Below are 20023 nucleotides of genomic sequence, written 5' to 3' on the forward strand. Positions count from 1 at the left end.
TCAGCGTCCCTTCTCGAGGCTGTTCTGGATGTGCTTGCCGATCGTCGTCGCCGTCAGCGCGAGCGCGAGGATGACGAGACCCGGGATGAAGGTGAGCCACGGCGCCTGCAGGATGTTCGTGCGTCCGGCGTCGAGCAGGGCGCCCCATTCCGAGGAGGGCGGCGCGACGCCGAGCCCGAGGAACGAGAGTCCGGAGGCCCAGACGATCGACTGACCGATAGCCATGGTGAACACGGCGACGAGCGGCCGGATCGCGTTCGGCAGGATGTGCCGCGCGAGGATCCGCCACCACCCGTGACCGAGTGCCCGGGCGGCCTCGACGTAGCCGGCGTTCTTGGCCGACAGGATCTGGCCGCGCACCATGCGCGCGTAGCCCGGAGCCGTGCTGACCCCGACGGCGACGACCTGCGTCCAGGGCGACGGCCCGAGGATCGACACGAGCAGCAGGGCGAGCAGGAGGTTCGGGAAGGCGAAGACGACCTCGATCCCGCGGTTCACGATCGCCGCGGAGACGCGGTCGCCGAGCGCGGCGACCGAACCGAGCACGAGGGCGGCGACCAAGGCGATTCCGGCCGCGCCGATGCCGATGAGCAGCGACTCGCGGGTGCCGTGCACGACGCGGCTGTACAGATCGCGCCCCGCCTCGTCAGTGCCGAACCAGTGCGCGAGCGACGGAGCCTGCAGCGCGTCGGCGAAGCTCTGCGCCGTCGGGTTGTGGGTGGCCAGCACGCCCGGCGTGAGCGCCGCGACCGCGAAGAGCACGGCGAACACGATCGAGACGAGCACAGACCGGTTCACACGCAGACGGCGACGAACGCGCGGCTGCGCCGTGACGGGGACGCCGGACGGGGAGAGAGGAGCGGTGGTCATGACGTCTTCAGCCTCGGGTCGATGAGCGTGTAGACGACGTCGACCAGGAGATTGGCGACGACGTAGAGGACGGCGACGAGCACGACGATGCCGGTGACGACCGGCAGGTCCTGCGCGCCGACCGCGGCGACGAGGGTCTTGCCGATGCCAGGACGCGAGTAGATCTGCTCGACGATCACGGCTCCCGAGACGGTCGCGCCGAGCGCCCACCCCGTGAGCGTGACGGCGGGGATCGAGCCGTGACGCAGCACGTGGCGCAGGCGGATGCCGAGGTCGCCCATGCCGCGCATCCGCGCGCTGAGCACGAACGGCTGATCGAGTGCCCGCTCGTACTCGGCGCGGACGGACTGGCCCATGAACCCAGCGAGCGGGATCGCCAGCGTGAGCGCGGGGAGGACGATGCCGGTGACCCCGCTGCCGCCCATCACGGGGAACCAGCGCAGCGTGAGCGCGAAGACCAGCAGGAGGAGGATGCCGAGCCAGTACGGCGGCAGCGCGGCGGTGACCGTGTCGACCGCCGAGCCCAGCGCGCGGACCCGCGGGCCGCGACCCGCGGTGAGCGTCACCCACCCGATCATCAGCACCCAGGCGAGCAGGATGCCGGTGAGCGTGAGCACGAGCGTCGATCCGAGCTGCTCGCCGATGAGGTCCCACACCGGCCGGAACTGCTGGTACGACGTGCCGAGGTCACCGCGCAGCAACCCGCCGATGTAGTTCAGGTACTGCACGGCGAGGGGGTGGTCGAGCCCATAGGCGTCGATGATCGGTGCCAGCTCGGCGGGAGTGCGCTCCTGCGCCTGGCCGGTGCGGATGTTGAGGATCGCGGTCGCGCGATCGCCGGGCAGTGCGGTCTGCGCGAGGAAGGCGGCGGTGGCAGCACCCCACAGCACGACCAGGGCGCCGATCAGGTTCGATGCCAGGTTGCGGAGGCGGCGGAGCGTCCGCTTCGGGGCCGCCGGTCGACCGGAGGAGATCCGGTCGGCCGGTCGGGCCTCACTCGACGAAGTACGCGTCATAGAACGTCGGTCCTCCCTGTGCGTGCTCCTGCCAGACGTCGCGCAGATGCGGGTTCACACCGAGGGTGCTCAGCCGGTCGTACAGGCCGAACGAGAGCGCGCGCTCGGCGATGTACTCCTGGGCCTGCTGATACAGGGCGTCCTGTGCCGCGGCATCCGGCTCGGAGTTCGCCGCGAGGATGATCGCCTCGAGCGCGGGATCGTCGTAGAAGGCGCTGTTGGCGAAGTTGGGGTTGTCCTCCGTGCTCGGGCGCCAGTTGATGTAGAGGATGCCGGCGTTCACCGAGGTCCAGTACCCGGCCGAGATGTCGTAGGCGTCGCGCCCGGCGTAGGTCCCCGCCCATGTCTCGGACGGCGGTACCGGGATGAGGTCCACGTTGAACCCCGTCGCCTTCGCCTGCTCCTGCACGGCCTGGAAGATGGACGCGCCGTCGGCGTTGATGATGGTGCCGGCGTTGTACGGGAAGACGACCTCGAGGGTCTTCCCGTCCTTGACCCGGTAGCCGTCGTCGTCGCGCTCGGTCCAGCCGGCTTCATCGAGCAGCCGGTTCGCCTCGTCGGCGTCGTAGGCGTACCAGTCGGCGGCCTTCTCGCTGTACGCCGGCGTCGCCCTGCTCACGCCGCCGTTGCCCTCGAACGGGATGACTCCGTGGCCGATCGTGTCGACGATGCTCTCGCGGTCGAGGCTGTAGATGAAGGCCTTGCGGAGGTTCTCGTCGGAGAACGGAGCCCGCGTCGTGTTGAAGGAGATCTGCTGCGGGCGGCCCGGTGTCACGTACTTGTGCAGTTCGTACTGCTCGTCCTCGATGCCCTGCCACTCGATCGCGGGGATGTCGTAGATCGCGTCGGCTTCGCCGGAACGCAGCGCCGAGACCCGGGTGACGCCGTCGGCGACGAACCGCCAGTCCACCTTCTCGACGTACGCGGGACCGGTGTGCTTCGCGTTCTCGGGCCACGAGGTGTAGTCGTCGTTGCGCGCGAGGATGACGTTCTCGCCGCGATTCCACTCCTCGACCACGAAGGCTCCCGAGCCGATCGGCTGCTCGCAGTTCTCCTCCTCGGTGCGGGTCTCGAGCGCGTGCTGCGACTGGATGCCGAAGTACCCCTGCGTGAGGTTCTCGACGAAGCGGGTGTAGGGGCGGGAGAGGTGCACGGCGACCGTGAGGTCGTCCACCGCCTCGGCCGACTCGTAGTACCCGCCGAGCCACACGGCCGCGGTGCTGTTGCCGCCGTCGACCCAGTAGTCGAAGTTGTACGCGACGGCCTCGGCATCCACCGGTGTGCCGTCGGTGAACTCGACGCCCTCCTTGAGGGTGAGCGTGTAGGTCAGTCCGTCATCGCTCACGGCCCAGTCCTCCGCGAGCCACGGCACGACCTCGCCGTCCTCGGTGAGGGAGAACAGGCTGTCGAGGAACTGGTACGAGATGTACGCCTGCTCGATCCAGCCGCCGAAGAGGCACTGAGGCTCCTGCTGGTGGGCGTACACGATGGTGCCGCCGTCGACGCGTTCGGCATCGGCGGCCGGTTGCGCGACGGCGCCGCCGCTGCAGGCGGACAGGGCGAGGGCGACCACGGCCGCGGTGGCGGTCGCGGCCAGTGCTCGGCGGGTCCTGGAGGCGTTCATGGGGCTCGGGGCCTTTCGTCGGGTGTCGACGCGGCGGTCGATGGACGCCGCGTTGGTGCGATCATTCCGAGCCGGGCGGCGGCTCACATCCCTCGTGTCACGGGGCGCAGTGCGACGTCACGCGGCGTCATCCGGCCACATGCAGCGTCATCGGGTGCCGTCGCACGGCGCTCGCGCGGGACGATCGGCGGTGGCGCATGTGCGTCATGGAAGGAGCCCCGTCATGTCGGAACCCAAGCGCCTCATCCTCAATCTGTTCGAGATGAACTGCGTCAGCCACATCACCCACGGGCTGTGGCGGCTGCCCGGCAACCGACGGACGGCCTTCACCGACATCGAGTATTGGACCGAGCTCGCGCAGCTGTTGGAGGGCGGCGGCTTCGATGCCGTGTTCCTCGCCGATGTGGTCGGCACCTACGACGTGTTCCGCGGCGGCCCGGAGACGGCGATCCGCGAGGGACTCCAGATCCCCAGCAACGACCCGATGCTCGTCGTGCCCGCGATGGCCGCCGTGACGCAGCACCTCGGATTCGGCATCACGTTCTCGACCACGTACGAGCCGCCGTTCGCCTTCGCGCGCCGCATGTCGACGCTCGACCACCTCACCAAGGGCCGGGTGGGGTGGAACATCGTCACCTCGTACCTCCCCAACGCCGCGCGGAACTTCGGCCTCGAGGGCGAGGTCGACCACGACACCCGCTATGAGATCGCCGACGAGTACCTCGAGGTGCTCTACAAGCTGTGGGAGGGGTCGTGGGACGACGACGCGATCGTCGAGGACCGGGAGAACGGGGTGTTCGCCGACCCCGACAAGATCCGGTACATCAACCACCGCGGGCCGCGGTACTCCGTCGCCGGACCGCACCTCTCGTCGCCGTCACGGCAGCGCACGCCCTTCCTCATCCAGGCGACGCAGTCGTCGCGGGGCATCGAGTTCGCCGGCCGTCACGCGGAGCTCATCTTCACCGGTGGCCGTTCGTTCGAGCAGGTGAGCGGCACGATCGGTCGGATCCGCGACGAGCTCGAGCGGCAGGGGCGCGCACGCGACGACATCAAGTTCGTCGTCGGGGCGACCGTGATCGTCGCGCCCACCCGCGAGGAGGCGGAGGCGAAGCTCGCCGAGTACGAGCGGTACGCGAGCATCGACGGGGTGCTCGCACACGCGAGTCTGCCGTTCGACCCGACCGCGCACCCCGCCGACCTCACACTGGGCGAGGCGCTGCGTCGTGAGGGGCGGGCCGACGACCTCACGGCGGCGTTCCTGCCGCAGGAGCAGACGATCGGCGAGTTCCTGGCGACGATGAAGGGGTTCCATCGGAAGCCGTTCATGGCGGTCGGATCGCCGACCCAGGTGGCCGACGAGATCGAGTCGTGGCTCGACGAGCACGACATCGACGGCATCAACCTCGTGCAGTACCACTCGTACGACACGGCCCGCGACTTCATCGAGTACGCGGTTCCCGAGCTGCGCCGCCGCGGTCGGCTGCGCGAGACCTACACGCCGGGGGAGACCCTGCGCGAGCGTGTCCACGGCGCCGGACCGCGCGTCGCGGAGACGCATCCGGCGGCTCGCTTCCGTGGCGGACGGGGACTCGACGAGGAGGCGATCCTCGAGGGGCGAGCCTCCGTGTGAGGCGGGTTCAGCCCTCCGGGTAGGGGCTCACCCAATCCGTGACGAGGTCGGCATTCAAGGTGAGGACATCTCCCGGTTGGATCGCGTCGCCGCCAGCGTAGCCGTTCAGCATCCCCAGCGCCATGCCGTTGTAGATGCAGAATCGCTCGCCGATCACGGTCTCCACGTCGCCGGCCGCCACCGTGTAGGTGGCGATACCCCCGGCCGCATCGAAGCCGACTGTGCCTCGGGCGAAATCCCTCGGCCCGAGGTCGATGAGATCCGCACCGAGATGTTCGGCGTGCGAGGGGCCGTCGTCGTCGCTGCCGAGGAAGATATAGCCCGCTTCGGGGCACCCCGCGATCGCGTTCTTCGGGATGCTCGTGCCATGGCCGAAATGCTGGTAGCCGTCGCCCAGTTCGGCCATCATCGCGGCCTCTTCGTCGAGAGCTGCCGTCGGACTCGGCGTCGGACCGGGCGTCGATTCCGCAGGCCCGGACGGTGCTGCACTCGATGCGACGGACGTCGCGAGCATCACAGCCCCGACGCCGACCGCTGCGATCACGGCGACGACACCGACGCTCCACGCCACAGTGATCCCGGTCCTCATGATCGACAGCATGACAGAGACCCGTCGAGGACGGGGACGATTCGGGCGTACGACCTCGATGGGCTCAGACAGGAGCCGACGCGTTCCCCTGCACCGTCGCAGCCCCGACCGCCCACACGAAGTCCGGCACTCGGCCGTTGACCGCGTGGTCGCCGAGCTGGCGTGCCTTGAAGATCCACGGGTTGTGCGACGACACGGTGCGCGCGTTGCGCCAGTGCCGATCCAGCGCGGTGCCCGACCGCACGGCCGACGCTCCGAGCGTGTCAAAGAGCCGCGTCGCAGCGCGGGGGACGAGATCGGTGAGCAGGATCTGCGCGTGCGTCGACCGCAGTTCGGCCGCGACCACGGCATCCTGCGCCTCCGGCGTGCCGAGACTGTCGGCCGCGTGCTGCACCTCGCGGGCGACATCGAGCACGAGCGCCCTGGCCGTCGCGCTCGTCGCGGTGAGCTCGCCGACGATCTGGAGCACCTGCGGGTCGTCGGCCACTCGGGCGGCGGACCCGTGGCTGTAGACCCGGGTTCGGGCCTGCACCTGTGCGACTGTGTCGCGCTCGACGGCGGCGGCGATGCCCGCGAGCACCGAGAGCAGGGTGAGCTGGTACACCGCGGTCTGGAACGGGAACCGCGCGGTGAACGGTTCGACGTCGCCCTCATCGACCGAGGCGTCGTCGAACACCGCGGTGCCGGTGCCGGTCAGCGGCTGGCCGAATCCATCCCAGTCGTCCGAGACCGACACGCCGCCCTGATGCCGCGGGATCAGCGCGGTCACCGTCGTGCCGTCCAGGTCGACGGTCGCGTCGATCCAGTCGGCGAAGATGCTGCCCGTCGTGTAGAACTTGCGGCCGTCGACGCGCCAGGTGCCGTCGAGCCTTCGCGAGACGCGGGTCGCATTGGTGCCGACGGCCGCCGCGCCGTTCTCCGACCAGGCGTTCCCGACGAGCTCTCCCCGCGCGAGACGATCGAGCCAGAGGTCGCGCCGTGCACCGGGGGGAGAAGCGAGCACATGCTCGACGTAGGCGATGTGACCGCGGAAGATCTGCGGCAGGTTCGAATCCGCGGCAGCGAGCTCGATGAGGATCTCCGCGAACGACGGCCAGTCCAGCCCGTCGCCACCGAGCTCGACCGGAAGGCGCAGACGACCGAAGCCGGCTGCGCGCAGCGCCTCGACCTCCGCGAACGGCAGGGAACGGCTCTGCTCCCGCGTCACCGTACCCGCGGCGATCTCCGCGAACAGGGGACGCAGGCGTTCGCGCGCGGCATCCGACCGCGCCTTCTGCTCCGTCACGTGCCCGGCCATCAGGTGTAGAGGGAGATCGGCTGCAGCTCGCCGTTCAGCGTCCACGCGCCGACCTCGAGCTTCTTGTAGTCGACCGGATCGTGAAGGGAGTGCGTGCGGATGTTCCTCCAGAACAGATCCAGCCCGACATCCGCGCGGGCCGAACTCGATCCGGTGACCTCGAAGATGCGATCGGCGACTTCGAGCCCGACCTCGGTCGACACGACTTTGACCTTGGCGATCTCGATGGCCAGCTCCCCGCGGCGCTCGGCCGTGACGGCGGCGCCTTCGTCGACGACCTCGTCGAACAGGCGGCCGGCTCGATCGGCGAGCGCTTCGACGGCGGCGATGCGCGAGGCGAATTCCCCGACCACGCGTTGCACGAACGGATCCTGCCGGTAGGTGTCGGCCTGGCTGAGGAACCACGCGCGCGGTCGCGCGCGAACGATGTCGAGGCCGCGGGCGAGCGCCCCCTCCGCGATGCCGAGGTAGAGATTGCCGAACGCGAGCTGGATGCCGGGGGTGATGAGAGTGGAGAACGGCTCGTCACCGAGCTCGCCCAGGACGTCCGAGACCTCGACCCGCACGTTCTCGAACCGCACCGAACCGCTCGCCGAGAGGCGCTGTCCCAGCGCATCCCAGTCGCCCAGGTACCGGATGCCGTCGCGATCGTGATCGAGAACGACGAGCTGTACCGTGCCGTCGAGATCGCCGCCGCGAACGGCCGCCGCTGCGAGCACGACGTCTCCTGCCGACGCCCCGGTGGAGAACCGCTTGAGACCGTCGAGGCGGTAGCCGTCGCCGTCGGCGGTGAGCTCGAGGTCGGGGTCGGTCGGGTTGACCGAGTCGCCCCACACCCAGCGGCCGGCGATCGTCTTGCGGTGCCATTCCTCCTGCACGGACGGGTCGGCGGCGAAGCCGATGTTCCCCGAGTTGATGTAGTGGTACGCGAGCACCTGGGCGACGGACGCGTCGGCCCGCGACAGGATGCGGATCACAAGGAACGCCGTCTCCCAGTGCGCTCCGCCGCCGCCGAACTCCGCCGGTTGCAGAAGATTCACGAGGCCGGCGTCGCGTAGCAGGTCGAGCTCGACCGTGGGGTCCTGGTTCGCCCTATCGCGCTGCAGGGCGTCGGTCGCGAGCTCTGCGGCGACGCGCTCGGCGACCGCGCTCCAGTGCGCGCGCTCCGCGGCATCCGCCGTGCCCGCCCAGAGGCTGCGGTTCGAGGTCTCTGCGATGACGCTCATCGGGCGTCCTCCTTCTCTGTGAGGTCGGTCAGGTCGGTCAGGTCGGTGGGATCGAGCGGCTCGCCGATCGTGCCGTCGAGGGCGCTCGTCGCCCCGGCGTAGGCGCCGCGGTAGGCGTGGGCCGGGTGCCAGTCCGGTACGACGGGCGAACCGTCGCCGCGCAGGCGTCCGCGCAGGGTGCCGTCGGGATATTCGTCCCAGACACGACCGCGACGGCGCAGTTCGGGGACGAGGTGCTCCACGATGTCCTCGAACGTGCCGGGGGTGATGACGTAGGCGAGGTTGAAGCCGTCGACGCCGCCGACCTCGACCCATCGCTCCAGTTCGTCGGCGACGGTCTGCGCGCTGCCGACGATGACGGGGCCGATCCCGCCGATGCCGACGTAGTGGGCGATGTCGCGAGGCGTCCACTGCCGCTCCGGGTCGGCCTTGGTGAAGATCGACAGTGCGGAGCGCGCGGCATCCGTGTCGACGTAGGTGAGCGGCACGTCGGGATCGAACTGCGACAGGTCCAGACCCGACCAGCCGCCGTAGAGCGCCAGTGCGCCCTCGAGCGAGACGTACTGACGGTAGTCGTCGAGCTTGGCCTGCGCCTCCTCGTCGGTCGCAGCGACGATGACCGTCGCGAGCGTGAGGATCGACACCGAGTCGCGCGGACGACCGAGCGCCTCGGCGCGGGCGCGGATGTCGTCGGTGACGGGGCGGGTGACCTCGGGTCGCAGCCCATTGATGAAGATCGCCTCGCCGTGCCTTGCCGCGAACTCGCGGCCGCGTGGCGACGCTCCGGCCTGGAAGATCACCGGGGTGCGCTGCGGACTCGGCTCGGCGAGGTGGATGCCGGGAACCCGGTAGTTGCGCCCCTCGTGCCCGATCGGGTGCACCCGCGACGCGTCCGTGAAGACGCCGGATCCGCGGTCGCGCCGCACCGCGTCGTCCTCCCACGACCCCTCCCACAGCTTGTAGGTGACGTCGAGGAACTCCTCGGCGATCTCGTAGCGGTCGTCGTGGGCGATCTGGGTGTCGAGGCCGAGGTTGCGCGCCGCCGAATCGAGGTAGCTGGTGACGACGTTCCACCCCACGCGGCCGCGGGTGAAGTGGTCGAGGGTCGAGAACCGTCGCGCGAGGGCGTACGGCTGCTCGTAGGTGGTGGCGACCGTGACGCCGAAGCCCAGGTGCTGGGTCGCGTGCGCCATCGCGGAGATCTGCACCACCGGGTCGCCGAGCGGCACCTGCGCGGCATCCCCGAGCGCGGCCGCCGCCGAGTCGCGGTACACGTCGTACGTGCCGAGCACGTCGGCGATGAAGAGGGCGTCGAAGGTCCCGCGCTCCAGCGTCTTCGCGAGGTCCACCCAGTAGTCGAGGTCGTGGTACCGGTCGGCCTGATTGTCGGGGTGCCGCCACAGTCCCGGCGCCTGGTGGGTCACGCAGGTCATGTCGAAGGCGTTCAGGATGATGCGGCCGGGCACGGTGCTCCTCGGGAGGGTAGGGATGCGGCGACACTAGCCACTCGTCGCGGTCGCCCGCCCGCCCGATGACGTTCGTGGTCGCTGCGCGACGAACTGTTACGGCGGCGATGCGCGCGCCGTCGACCCCTCCCTAGCGTGAGCGCCGATCCGCTTCCCGACCCGATGCCTGAGGAGCCCTCATGTCCCTTCTTCCGAGCCGTCGCGCTCGCCGTCTGCTTCTCGGCGTCGCCGGTGTCACGGCAGCGACCATCGCCATCGCGGGCTGCGCGTCGCAGTCGCCGGACGCGGGCGGCTCGGGCGACGACGGCGACTTCTCCGGACAGTCGCTCAACGCCCTGCTGATCACCTCGCACGAGGGAGCGGGCAACTGGCTCAAGGAGCACTTCGAGGAGGAGACGGGTGCCGAGGTGAACCTCACGATCGTGCCCTACGACGAGATCGGCTCGACCCTGGCCCTCGACCAGCAGTCCGGCGCGAACACCTTCGACGTCGCGGCGCCCTGGTACGTGTCGATCGGCGATCTCGCGGAGGGCGGCTCGATCCAGGACCTCACGGACTGGATCGACGAGACGCCGTCGCTCGAGACCGACGACTTCATCCCGTCGATCAACGACCCGTACACGCTCGTCGGCGACCGCCGCTACGGCCTGCCGTTCGACGGCGACACGCACGTGCTGTTCTACAACACGGAGATCCTCGAGCGGAACGGCATCACCGAGCCGCCGGCGACGTGGGACGAGTACCTCGCCGATGTGAAGACCATCACCGAGAACGAGGGCGACCAGGGCGTCTACGGCTCGGCGATCTTCGGTCAGAAGTCGCCGCTGATCCTCGGTGCCGCCTTCGCGAACCGACTGGCCGGGTTCGGCGGCGACTTCGTCGACGAGGACGGAGAGCCCACCATCAACTCGCCCGAGGCGGTCGCCGCCGCGCAGGCGCTGGTGGATGCGGTGCCCTACGCCTTCCCGACCCCCGCCGAGACCGACTTCGGCGTGGGGAACGGCGCCTGGTACGACGGCAAGGTCGGCTTCATCGAGAACTGGACCGACCTGGGTGTGGGCTCCGAGACGAACCCCGACTCGAAGGTCGCGGGCAAGTGGGGCGTCACGACCCTGCCGGTCGGCGGCGACAACACCGAGCCGAAGGCGTCGCTCGTCGCCGGGTTCACCTGGGTCATCGCCGCGAACACGCAGAAGACCGACCTCGCGAAGGCGTTCATCGAGTACGCCGCGTCGAGCGACGTGAACTCCGAACTCATCGTCGCCGACCCGCAGACGGGCATCGACCCGAACCGCGAGTCGTCGCTGGAGAGCGCCGCCTACGGCGAGACCTACCCCGACCTGCAGCGCGTCAACCGCACGACGCTCAGCGGATCGCTCGCCTGGCCGACGGGGGAGAACGCCTCCCAGGCCGCGCAGATCCTCACCGACGAGCTCGCGAAGCTCATCGCGGGCGACGGCGGCTCGGCGCAGGAGACGCTCGACCGCGTGCAGGCCGAGTGGGAAGACATCCTTGGCTGACACTCTCGCCGCGCCTTCGCTCACGCGTTCTGCCCGCCCGTCCGGCCTCGCGCCGCGACGGGCGGGTCGGCGCGCGTCGGCATCCGTCGCCCTGTTCACCGCGCCGACGATCCTGTCGATCATCGTGCTGGGGGCGTACCCGCTGCTCTTCATCCTGGCCGCGGCCTTCAGCGACTCGACCCTGGGCCGGCCCTTCCAGGAGTGGGTGGGCACGGCGAACCTGGAGAGCATCCTGACGGACGCCGACGTCGTCGCCTCCTTCGCGCGGACGGTCGGCTACGCCCTCGTCGTCTCGGTCGCGAGCGCCGTGTTCGGGGTGGCCCTCGCCGTCGCGCTGGAGCGGGCGACACGGTCGGGAGCGGTCGTGCGCACCCTGCTCCTGCTGCCGCTCATCACTCCGCCGGTGGTCGTCGGCACTCTGTGGAAGCTCGTGTTCAACCCGGGCGGTGGTCTGCTCGCGACCGTGCTGCCCGACGTCTCGCTCGCTCCGCTCTCGACGACGGCCTGGGCGCTGCCCGCGATCGGCCTCGCCGATGTGTGGCAGTGGACGCCGCTCATCGTCATCCTCGTCTACGCTGCGCTGCTCACTCAGGATCCTGCTGTGCGCGAGGCGGCCGCTCTCGACGGAGCCCACGGCATCCGCCTCTTCCGGCACATCACGTGGCCCGCGATCGCCGGAACGGTCGTGGCGGCCTTCTTCATCCGCCTCGTGATCGCGCTCAAGGTGTTCGACCTCGTGTTCGTGATGACCTCGGGCGGGCCGGGGCAGGCGTCGACCACGACGACCTATCTCATCCAGCAGGTCGCGCTGAAGGAGTTCGACATCGGCCGAGCATCGGCCGTCACCATCGTCTTCGCCGCCATCGTCACGGCCGTCACACTCGTCGTCGCGGCCCTCGCCCGAAAGGCCCGTCATGAGTGAGCGTCGCGTGCGTCCCCGTCCGGTCGCGAGCACGGTGCTGCTCGTCTCGCTCGCCGTCACGCTCGTGCCGCTGCTGTACCTCTTCTCGGTGTCGCTCATGGGTCGGGACGAGACCGTGGCAGGGGTGCTGTGGAGCGCCGACCCGCACTGGTCGAACTGGGGTGACGTGCTGGCGACCGACATCCCCCGGTCGATCCTCAACTCGGTGCTCGCGGCGATCGGCGGCGCCGTGCTCTCGCTGGCCTTCGCGGTGCCCGGCGCCTGGGCGATCGTGAGACACAACGCCGGTGGTCGCACGCTCGGCGCGACGCTCATGAGCCCATGGCTGCTGCCGCCCATCGTCGCGGTGGTGCCGCTGCTCACGCTGCTGCGCGTGATCGGTCTGAACAACACGCTCATCGGTCTGACGCTCGTGTACGCGCTCGTCAACGTCCCGGTCGCGGTGTGGCTGCTGGAGGGGTTCGTGCGGCGGCTGCCCGTCGAGATCGAGGAGGCGGCCCGCATCGACGGGGCAGGATCTGCGCGGATGCTGTGGTCCGTCGTCGTACCCCTGCTGCTGCCGAGCCTCGTCGCGATCGGCATCATCGTCGCGATCCTGAACTACAACGAGTTCCTGCTCGCGACGTTCCTGACGCAGAGCGTGGACGCGCAGACGTTCCCGGTCGCGCTGTCGCTGTTCTACGGCGACCGCACGCCGCACTTCGGCAAGATCGCCGCGGCGTCGTTCATCGGCGTGATCCCGGTGTTCGCCGCGGCGGTGTTCTTCCAGCGCTGGCTCGTGGGCGGGCTGACCGCGGGCGCGGTGCGCTGAGCGGCGCCGACGCGATGCGCTGAGAGAAGGTCAGCGCGCCCCGTCCGCCTCGGCGAGGAAATGCGCCTGCCGCAGCCACTGCTCGCCCAGGCCGCCCTCGTGCTCGTTGAACGGGTAGTCCACGATGTCGGCCGTGCCACCCCAGCTGTTCCGGGCGGCGTACACGGTCGAGGGCGGGCAGACCGGGTCGAGCAGTGCGACCGAGAAGAGCGCGGGGGCGGTCGCCCGCTTGGCGAAGTTGACGCCGTCGAAGTACGAGAGCGTCCGGAAGACCTGGTCGACCTGATCGCGGTGCACCGAGAGGTAGCGGACGATCTCCTGGTACGGGTCGCGTCCGGTCATGCCGACGGCGCGCTCGAAGTGGCAGAGGAACGGCACGTCCGGCATCGCCGCGATGAGGCCGTCGGCGAGACCCGCGACGGCGATGGCGATGCCCCCGCCCTGGCTCGTGCCGGTCACGGCGACCCGCTCCGGGTCGAGTCCGTCGATGCCGCGGACCGCGTCGACCGCGAGCACCCCGTCGGTGAAGACGCGGCGGTAGTAGTAATCGGCGGGGTCGAGGATGCCCCGGGTCATGTAACCGGCCGCCGAGGGGCCTGTGCCGTGCGGGTCGGGGGTGCTGCCGCCGGTTCCCCACCCCGAGCCCTGACCGCGGGTGTCCATGAACAGGTGCGCGTAGCCGGACGCGGCCCACGCGATGTGCTCGTGAGGCAGGCCTCGTCCGCCGTTGTAGCCGTTGTACTCCACGACGACCGGCAGCGGCTCCTGGGCTCCGGCGGGGCGCGTCAGCCATCCGGAGATCGGGTCGCCGTCGTACCCCGAGAACGTGACGTCGAAGACGTCCACGGTACGCAGCGGCGAGTCGACGCGGCTCAGGCGGGCGGGCTCGGCCTTGGCGCGGGATGCTGCGATGGTCGTGTTCCAGAACTCGTCGAAGTCTCCCGGTTCGGCGACGTCGGGGCGGTAAGCGCGCAGCTGTTCGGGATCGAGATCGAAGCGGGGCATGACAGCATCCTGGCAGAGTCGAGGACCCCGATCCGTCAGGGCCGGGGCGGTCCAGAGGAATCGCGGACGATCAGCTCGTGAGACGTCGTCACGGCGCGAGGCTCGTCGCTCTCCGGGCGCAGGATGAGGCTGACGGCGTGCTGTCCCATCTCGAACATCGGGATGCGGGCGGTGGTCAGCGCCGGGGCCACATCCGCGGCGACGGCGATGTCGTCGAACCCGACGACGGAGAGGTCGTCGGGTACTCGGATGCCGTGCTGGCGGAGTTCGCTCAGGATGCCGATGGCCATGGCGTCGTTGAGTCCGACGATCGCGGTGAGGTCCCTGTCGAGAAGCTCCCGCGCGCCGGCCATGCCGCCCTCGCGGGTGAAGGCGTGCGACACCACGGTGAGGTCGGCGTTCGCGTCGGCCAGGCCCTCGCGGAGGCCGGCGATGCGGTCGGTCACGGTGTTGAGCTCGAGCGGCCCGGCGACCACGCCGATGCGTCGGTGACCGAGGTCGGCGAGGTGGCGTCCGATCGAGGCCCCGGCGCCGTGGTTGTCGGGCAGGACCGAGTCGATGGACAGGTGGTGTCGACCGATCGCCGCCGCACGTCCGCCCGCCTGCGCGAAGTCGGCGAGGGCTGCGGTCATCCGCTCCTCGTGCGCGGGGTCGGAGTAGCCGGAACCCGCGATGATGATCGAGCCGACCCGCTGGCGCCGGAGCGACTGCACCTGCGCGAGCTCGCTCTCGGGGGTGCGCTCGGCCTGAGCGATCTGCACGGAGCGGTTCTCGAGCGTGGCGCTGCGGATGACGCCGCTCGCGATCTCGGAGAAGTACGGGTCGCCGATCTCATGCACGAGCAGCCCGATGGTCGGCACGAGTCCGCCGGCGAGGCCGCGGGCGTGCAGGTCGGGCTCGTAGCCCAGCTCTTTCGCGATGCGCCGCACGTGCTCGGCGACGGCCTGCGAGATGCCCGATCCACCGGTCATCGCACGCGACGCGCTCGCGAGCGACACCCCCGCGGCCTGGGCGACGTCGATCAGACGCGGTGTGCCGGTGATGCGCTTCATTGAGAACCTCCCCCAGGGAGCTAATCCGACGCGATGGGCGTTGAGGGTTGCTCTCGGCGTTTGTATCCCAGTATATTAGCGGAAGCGCTTACGAAAGCGCTTTCGCTACGATGACGTAGGAGACACCGCAATGACTGCACGCCGCCACAGCCGACGGATTCCCGCTGCGATCGGAACCGTCACCATCGCCGGTCTGCTGCTCGCAGCCTGTTCCGGAACGGGAGACGCGGGCGGGGGTGGAGAGGACGACCCGATCGTCATCGGGATCTCGCTGCCCTTGACCGGAGACTTCTCCGAGCCGGGCAAGGGCGTCGAGCGGGGCTACGAGGCCTGGCGCGACATCGTCAACGAGAACGGCGGGCTCCTCGGTCGCCCGGTCGAGCTCAAGATCCTCGACGATCAGTCCAACGCCGACCGCGTCGTCTCCGACTACGAGTCGCTGATCGCCCAGGACGGCGTCGACCTGGTCTTCGGGCCGTTCTCGACCCGACTGGTCGTGCCCTCGGCGCGCGTCGCGCAGGAGTACGGCATGCTCTTCGTCGAGCCGGCCGGCGCCGCGGCGGAGGTGTTCGAGCAGGGCTTCGACAACCTCTTCTACGCCGCGCCCGCGATCGCGAACGACCACTACAACAACCTCGCCGACTACCTGCTCGCGCTCCCGGAGGACCAGCGTCCCGAGACCGCCGCCGTCGCGGCGATGGACGACCCCTTCGCGCAGGGCACCGCCTACGGCCTTCGCGACAAACTGGAGGAGGCGGGAGTCGAGATCCTCGTCGACGAGGTCTACCCGCCGAACACCACGGACTTCTCCACGATCGCCGCGAAGATCGCGCAGTCGGATGCCGACATCGTGATCGGCGGGACGCAGTACCAGGATGCGGTCAACCTCATCATCGCGCTGCAGCAGCTGAACTATCAGCCCGAGCTCGCCGCGTTCTCCACCGCTCCGACGAACCCCGAGTTCGCCGCGGCGATCGGCGGGGCGACCGAGGGCATCCTCGCGCCGACGGGGTACTCGCCGGACTCGCAGTTCCCCAGCAACATCGAGTTCGTCGAGAAGTACACCGAGATGCACGGGAACCCGCCGGCCGAAGACGAGGCGAACGCCTACACGACGGGCCAGGTGGTCGCGGCCGCGGTCGAGGCGGTGGGCTGCGCCGAGCAGGGCGAGTGCCAGCAGGAGCTCATCGACTGGCTCCGCGAGAACGAGGTGGAGACGGTCGTCGGTCCGCTGAGCTGGGACGAGACGGGCAAGCCCACCGGCGCCCACCTGATCCAGCAGTGGGTCGGCGGCGAGATCCGGATCGTCCTCCCCGAGGACGTCAAGGAGACCGACTTCCTCTTCCCGAAGCCGACGTGGTGATCAGCGCATCGTGAGCGGATCCCTCCTCCTTCAAAGCCTCATCCTCGGCATCCTGCTGGGCGGGCTCTACGCCCTCCTGGCCGCCGGGCTCACCCTCTACTTCGGCATCATGCGCGTCGTCATGATCGCGCACTCCGCGTTCCTGATCCTGGCGGCGTATCTCGCCTGGTGGTTCAACCGCGAGACGGGGATGGACCCCCTGGTCTCCTTGGTCGTCACCGTGCCGCTGTTCTTCCTGACCGGCGTCGTGATGCAGCGGCTGCTCGTGTCGCGACTCAAGCCGCTGACACTCACGATGATGTCGGTGCTGCTCACTTTCGCGGTGGCGCTCATCATCGAAGGGGCGCTCGGATTCTTCTTCTCGGGCACCCAGCGGCGCATCCCGCTGCCCTACGCGAGTGCGAGCATCGAGGTCTTCGGCGCCCAGGTGCCGGTGGTCAAGCTGATCGCCTTCGGGTTGGCGGCCGTCGCCCTCGCCGGTCTCTTCGCGCTGCTGAAGTACACGAAGTTCGGTCAGGCGCTGCGGGCGACGATCCAGCACCCCGAGGCGGCGCGTCTGGTCGGCATCAACACCGATCGGGTCGCCGGCTACGGATTCGGACTCGGTCTCGCGACCGCGGCGATCGGCGGCACGGCGCTCTCGCTCGACGCCACGATCTACCCGTCGCTGCACTGGCATTGGATCGGCCCGCTCATGGCGATCATCGTCGTCGGCGGCCTCGGCAGCATCCCTGGTGCGGCGATCGCCGCCCTCGTCCTCGGCATCGCGCAGAGCCTGCTGCAGCTGCCGCTCGGACCCACGTGGGCGCAGACGGTGTTCTACGTCGCCCTGTTCGCCACGCTCATGTTCCGTCCGCAGGGATTCTTCGGAGGTCGTCTTGCCCAGCGTTTCTAGCCGCGAACCGATCGCGACCGAGACGGTCGTCGTCGCTCCGCCCGCTCCCGTCCGTCGCCCGTCGGCGACCTGGGTGCGCCTCGTCCTGATCGTGATCGGGGCGGCGCTCATCCTCTCGTTCCCGGCCATCGCGCCGAACCCGTACATCCTGTCGGCGGGCGTCGTCATCCTGAACTACGCCGTGCTGTCGACGGGGTGGAACTTCATGGGCGGGTTCACCGGGTACATCTCCCTGGGGCACGCCGCGTACTTCGGACTCGGCGCTTACGGCACCGGCCTCCTCATCAAGTACCTCGCGCTGCCCGGCTTCGTCGCCTGGATCCTCGCGACCGTGCTCGTGGCCGTGATCGCCATCCCGATCGGCATCGCCGCCCTCCGGGTGCGCGGCGCGTCGTTCGTGATCGTCTCGATCGCGTTCGTGCTCATCATGCTCCTGGTGTTCCAGAGCTGGCGCGATGTCACGGGCGGATCCGAAGGCCTCAACGTCCCTCGTCCGTTCCCCGGCATGCTGCGCCCCGAGCACCATCGTGTGTTCTTCTACCTGTTCGTCGCGATCCTCGCGGTGGCCCTGCTCACGTGGTGGATCATCGACCGGTCGAAGTTCGGCACGGCGCTGAAGTCGATCCGCGAGGACGAGGACAAGGCGCAGTCGCTCGGTGTTCCCACGACGCGGTACAAGCTGATCGCCTACATCCTCTCGGCGTTCTTCGTGGCGCTCGGCGGCGGGCTCTACGCGCTGTGGTTCGGCGACCTCGACCCGATCTTCCAGTTCTCGATCCTCATCGGCTCGTACATGGTGCTGATGGCCCTCCTCGGCGGGGTGCGCAACCTGTTCGGCCCGCTGCTCGGAGCGGTCGTGGTCGGCGTCGCACTGGAGTACTTCAAGCTCGAGTTCGGCGACACGCAGTTCCACCTCATCGCCACCGGCATCCTGCTCGGCGTCGTCGTGCTCTTCATGCCGGACGGCGTGATCCCCGCCGTCGGATCGCTGTTCCGGCGGAAGTCCGACCAGGCGTCGATCCGCGAGATCACCGCCGCGCAGCTGCTCGAGCAGAACGAGAAGCGAAAAGCGGATGCCGCGAGCAAGGAGACGCCAGCATGAACGCCGCCATCACCACTCTCGAGAGCCTGAGCACGGACTCGATGACGAAGTCGTTCGGCGGCGTCACCGCCGTCGACGCGGCATCCGTCCGCTTCCAGGAGGGCAAGGTCAACGGCCTCATCGGCCCCAACGGCTCGGGCAAGACGACCTTCTTCAACTGCGTCACGGGCATGATCAAGCCCGACTCGGGCGAGGTCCGCTACCGGGGCCAGTCGATCACGCGGAAGTCGCCGGATCGGATCGCCCGCGCGGGGATCGGACGCAGCTTCCAGCTGTGCCGCGTCTTCCCGCGGATGACCGTGATGGAGAATCTGCTGGTCGCCGTGCGGAGCACGAGCATCCGCCAGCAGCTGCGGTCGGCCCACGATCCCGACGAGCTCGAACGCGCACGCGGATGGCTGCGGCGCGTCGGCATCGACCACCTCGAGCACGCCGAGGCGCGCAACCTCAGCTACGGCCAGCAGAAGCTGCTCGAACTCGCCGGTGTGCTCATGGGCGAGCCCGACACGATCATGCTCGACGAGCCGGCCGGAGGGGTGAACCCCGCGCTCATCGGCCGCATCGCGACGCTCGTGCGGGAGCTCAACGAGGAGGGCAAGACCTTCATCATCGTCGAGCACAACATGGAGATGGTCATGAGCCTGTGCGACCACGTCGTGGTCTTCGACCGCGGTCGGCCGATCGCCGAGGGCACCCCCGAGATCATCCAGCAAGATCCGCGCGTCCTGGAGGCCTACCTTGGAGTCTGAAGCGAAGAATCTACTCGAGCTGCGCGACATCGAGGCCGGCTACGGCCGCGCCGCGCTGGTGCTCCGCGGGCTGACCGTCGAGGTGCCGCCCGGGTCGGTCGTCTGCCTCGTCGGTCCGAACGGGGCGGGCAAGTCGACCGTGCTGAAGGTCGCGAGCGGCATGCTCAAGCCGCGGTCGGGGCGCATCGAGGTCGACGGCCGCGACATCACGGGCGACGGACCGCAGTCGATGCTGCGCAACGGTCTCGCCCATGTCCTCCAGGGGCACAGCGTGTTCCGTGAGATGACGGTCGGCGAGAACGTCATGCTCGGCGCGTTCACGCTGAAGGACCAGAAGGTCATCCAGGAGCGCGTCGAGTTCGTGCAGAACCTCTTCCCGATCGTCGGGGAGCGGTGGAAGCAGCTCGCCGGTCTCCTCTCCGGCGGCCAGCAGAAGCAGGTCGAGTTCGCCCGCTCGCTCATGGTCAGCCCGAAGGTCGTGCTCCTCGACGAGCCGTCGATGGGCCTCGACCCGAAGACCACGGAGAAGGTGTTCGAGCAGGTCGTCCGGATGAGGGACGCCGGCACCGCCGTGCTGCTCGTCGAGCAGAACGCCCGCCGAGCACTCGAGACCGCCGACATCGGCTGCGTGCTCGACCTCGGTCGCGTGCACATCTCGGGCCCGGCATCCGAGCTGCTCGCCGACCCCACGCTGGCCGCGCTCTACCTCGGAGGGAAGCCCGCCGCCAACCACTAGGCCATCACTCGCGGTCGGGCCGTCCGCCCGCTCGTCACGATCCTCCGCTCCGCTGCAGTGCCGCCCCGGAGCGGGCAGCAGTCACCCCGGCACGACACCGCACGACGATGACGTTGAGAGGTCTCCGATGCAGGAACGAAGCATGCG

At 69.4% G+C, this 20023-nt stretch carries 18 protein-coding genes; 9 read left to right on the forward strand and 9 right to left on the reverse strand.

Going from position 1 to position 20023, the window contains the following annotated elements; all coding sequences use genetic code 11:
- The 3 genes from AUC47_RS00815 to AUC47_RS00825 are packed head-to-tail and all read right to left on the reverse strand — an operon-like array spanning window position 1 to window position 3510.
- A complete protein-coding gene (locus AUC47_RS00815; RefSeq protein WP_096713334.1) occupies window positions 1-870 on the reverse strand; it encodes an ABC transporter permease in 870 nt (289 codons plus the stop codon).
- On the reverse strand, window positions 867-1886 hold the full coding sequence (locus AUC47_RS00820; protein WP_256999384.1) for an ABC transporter permease: 1020 nt from the start codon (window positions 1884-1886) through the stop codon (window positions 867-869). The genes AUC47_RS00815 and AUC47_RS00820 overlap by 4 nt, the downstream gene beginning before the upstream one ends.
- Window positions 1864-3510 (reverse strand): ABC transporter substrate-binding protein, encoded by a 1647-nt coding sequence (locus tag AUC47_RS00825; RefSeq protein WP_096713335.1) that lies wholly within the window; start codon window positions 3508-3510, stop codon window positions 1864-1866. The genes AUC47_RS00820 and AUC47_RS00825 overlap by 23 nt, the downstream gene beginning before the upstream one ends.
- Window positions 3511-3733: 223 nt before the next feature.
- Here AUC47_RS00825 and AUC47_RS00830 point away from each other — a divergent pair, with 223 nt between their 5' ends.
- Complete coding sequence (locus tag AUC47_RS00830) at window positions 3734-5143, forward strand: NtaA/DmoA family FMN-dependent monooxygenase (RefSeq protein ID WP_096713336.1); 1410 nt, start codon at window positions 3734-3736, stop codon at window positions 5141-5143.
- A 7-nt stretch (window positions 5144-5150) separates the two neighbouring features.
- Here the strand turns inward: AUC47_RS00830 and AUC47_RS00835 are convergent, their stop codons facing one another.
- The 4 genes from AUC47_RS00835 to AUC47_RS00850 all read right to left on the reverse strand — a co-directional run bounded on the left by AUC47_RS00835 (window position 5151) and on the right by AUC47_RS00850 (window position 9721).
- Entirely contained in the window at window positions 5151-5732 is a 582-nt protein-coding gene (locus AUC47_RS00835; RefSeq protein ID WP_143740680.1) for a hypothetical protein, read from the reverse strand.
- 64 nt (window positions 5733-5796) lie between these two features.
- Complete coding sequence (locus AUC47_RS00840) at window positions 5797-7017, reverse strand: acyl-CoA dehydrogenase family protein (RefSeq protein ID WP_256999385.1); 1221 nt, start codon at window positions 7015-7017, stop codon at window positions 5797-5799.
- A gap of 11 nt (window positions 7018-7028) precedes the next feature.
- On the reverse strand, window positions 7029-8255 hold the full coding sequence (locus AUC47_RS00845; protein WP_096713339.1) for an acyl-CoA dehydrogenase family protein: 1227 nt from the start codon (window positions 8253-8255) through the stop codon (window positions 7029-7031).
- Window positions 8252-9721 carry an LLM class flavin-dependent oxidoreductase gene (locus AUC47_RS00850; protein ID WP_096713340.1) on the reverse strand — a complete coding sequence of 490 codons (1470 nt, stop codon included), beginning with the start codon at window positions 9719-9721 and terminating at the stop codon, window positions 8252-8254. Before AUC47_RS00850 ends, AUC47_RS00845 begins: the two co-directional genes overlap by 4 nt.
- Before the next feature lie 179 nt (window positions 9722-9900).
- Between AUC47_RS00850 and AUC47_RS00855 the strand changes: the two genes are divergently transcribed.
- The 3 genes from AUC47_RS00855 to AUC47_RS00865 are packed head-to-tail and all read left to right on the forward strand — an operon-like array spanning window position 9901 to window position 12974.
- Window positions 9901-11241 carry an ABC transporter substrate-binding protein gene (locus AUC47_RS00855; RefSeq protein WP_096713341.1) on the forward strand — a complete coding sequence of 447 codons (1341 nt, stop codon included), beginning with the start codon at window positions 9901-9903 and terminating at the stop codon, window positions 11239-11241.
- The gene (locus tag AUC47_RS00860; RefSeq protein WP_096713342.1) at window positions 11234-12163 is read left to right on the forward strand and encodes a carbohydrate ABC transporter permease; all 930 of its coding nucleotides are present in this window, start codon (window positions 11234-11236) and stop codon (window positions 12161-12163) included. Before AUC47_RS00855 ends, AUC47_RS00860 begins: the two co-directional genes overlap by 8 nt.
- Complete coding sequence (locus tag AUC47_RS00865) at window positions 12156-12974, forward strand: carbohydrate ABC transporter permease (RefSeq protein WP_096713343.1); 819 nt, start codon at window positions 12156-12158, stop codon at window positions 12972-12974. The genes AUC47_RS00860 and AUC47_RS00865 overlap by 8 nt, the downstream gene beginning before the upstream one ends.
- Before the next feature lie 30 nt (window positions 12975-13004).
- Here AUC47_RS00865 and AUC47_RS00870 read toward each other — a convergent pair whose 3' ends face one another.
- Together AUC47_RS00870 and AUC47_RS00875 are read right to left on the reverse strand one after the other, a co-directional pair.
- Window positions 13005-13979, reverse strand: a complete 975-nt coding sequence (locus tag AUC47_RS00870; protein WP_096713344.1) for an acetylxylan esterase — start codon at window positions 13977-13979, stop codon at window positions 13005-13007.
- Window positions 13980-14014: 35 nt separating this feature from the next.
- Entirely contained in the window at window positions 14015-15031 is a 1017-nt protein-coding gene (locus AUC47_RS00875) for a LacI family DNA-binding transcriptional regulator (RefSeq protein WP_096713345.1), read from the reverse strand.
- 130 nt (window positions 15032-15161) lie between these two features.
- Between AUC47_RS00875 and AUC47_RS00880 the strand changes: the two genes are divergently transcribed.
- The 5 genes from AUC47_RS00880 to AUC47_RS00900 are packed head-to-tail and all read left to right on the forward strand — an operon-like array spanning window position 15162 to window position 19876.
- Window positions 15162-16394 carry an amino acid ABC transporter substrate-binding protein gene (locus tag AUC47_RS00880; RefSeq protein ID WP_096713346.1) on the forward strand — a complete coding sequence of 411 codons (1233 nt, stop codon included), beginning with the start codon at window positions 15162-15164 and terminating at the stop codon, window positions 16392-16394.
- Window positions 16395-16404: 10 nt separating this feature from the next.
- Window positions 16405-17289, forward strand: coding sequence for a branched-chain amino acid ABC transporter permease (locus AUC47_RS00885; RefSeq protein WP_096713347.1), 885 nt, complete (start codon window positions 16405-16407; stop codon window positions 17287-17289).
- On the forward strand, window positions 17273-18391 hold the full coding sequence (locus AUC47_RS00890) for a branched-chain amino acid ABC transporter permease (protein ID WP_256999386.1): 1119 nt from the start codon (window positions 17273-17275) through the stop codon (window positions 18389-18391). Before AUC47_RS00885 ends, AUC47_RS00890 begins: the two co-directional genes overlap by 17 nt.
- Window positions 18388-19140, forward strand: a complete 753-nt coding sequence (locus tag AUC47_RS00895) for an ABC transporter ATP-binding protein (protein WP_096713348.1) — start codon at window positions 18388-18390, stop codon at window positions 19138-19140. The genes AUC47_RS00890 and AUC47_RS00895 overlap by 4 nt, the downstream gene beginning before the upstream one ends.
- The gene (locus AUC47_RS00900) at window positions 19130-19876 is read left to right on the forward strand and encodes an ABC transporter ATP-binding protein (protein WP_096713349.1); all 747 of its coding nucleotides are present in this window, start codon (window positions 19130-19132) and stop codon (window positions 19874-19876) included. The genes AUC47_RS00895 and AUC47_RS00900 overlap by 11 nt, the downstream gene beginning before the upstream one ends.
- The last annotated feature ends 147 nt before the right edge of the window (window positions 19877-20023 follow it).

Source organism: Microbacterium sp. SZ1, assembly GCF_002362255.1.
Lineage (GTDB): Bacteria > Actinomycetota > Actinomycetes > Actinomycetales > Microbacteriaceae > Microbacterium.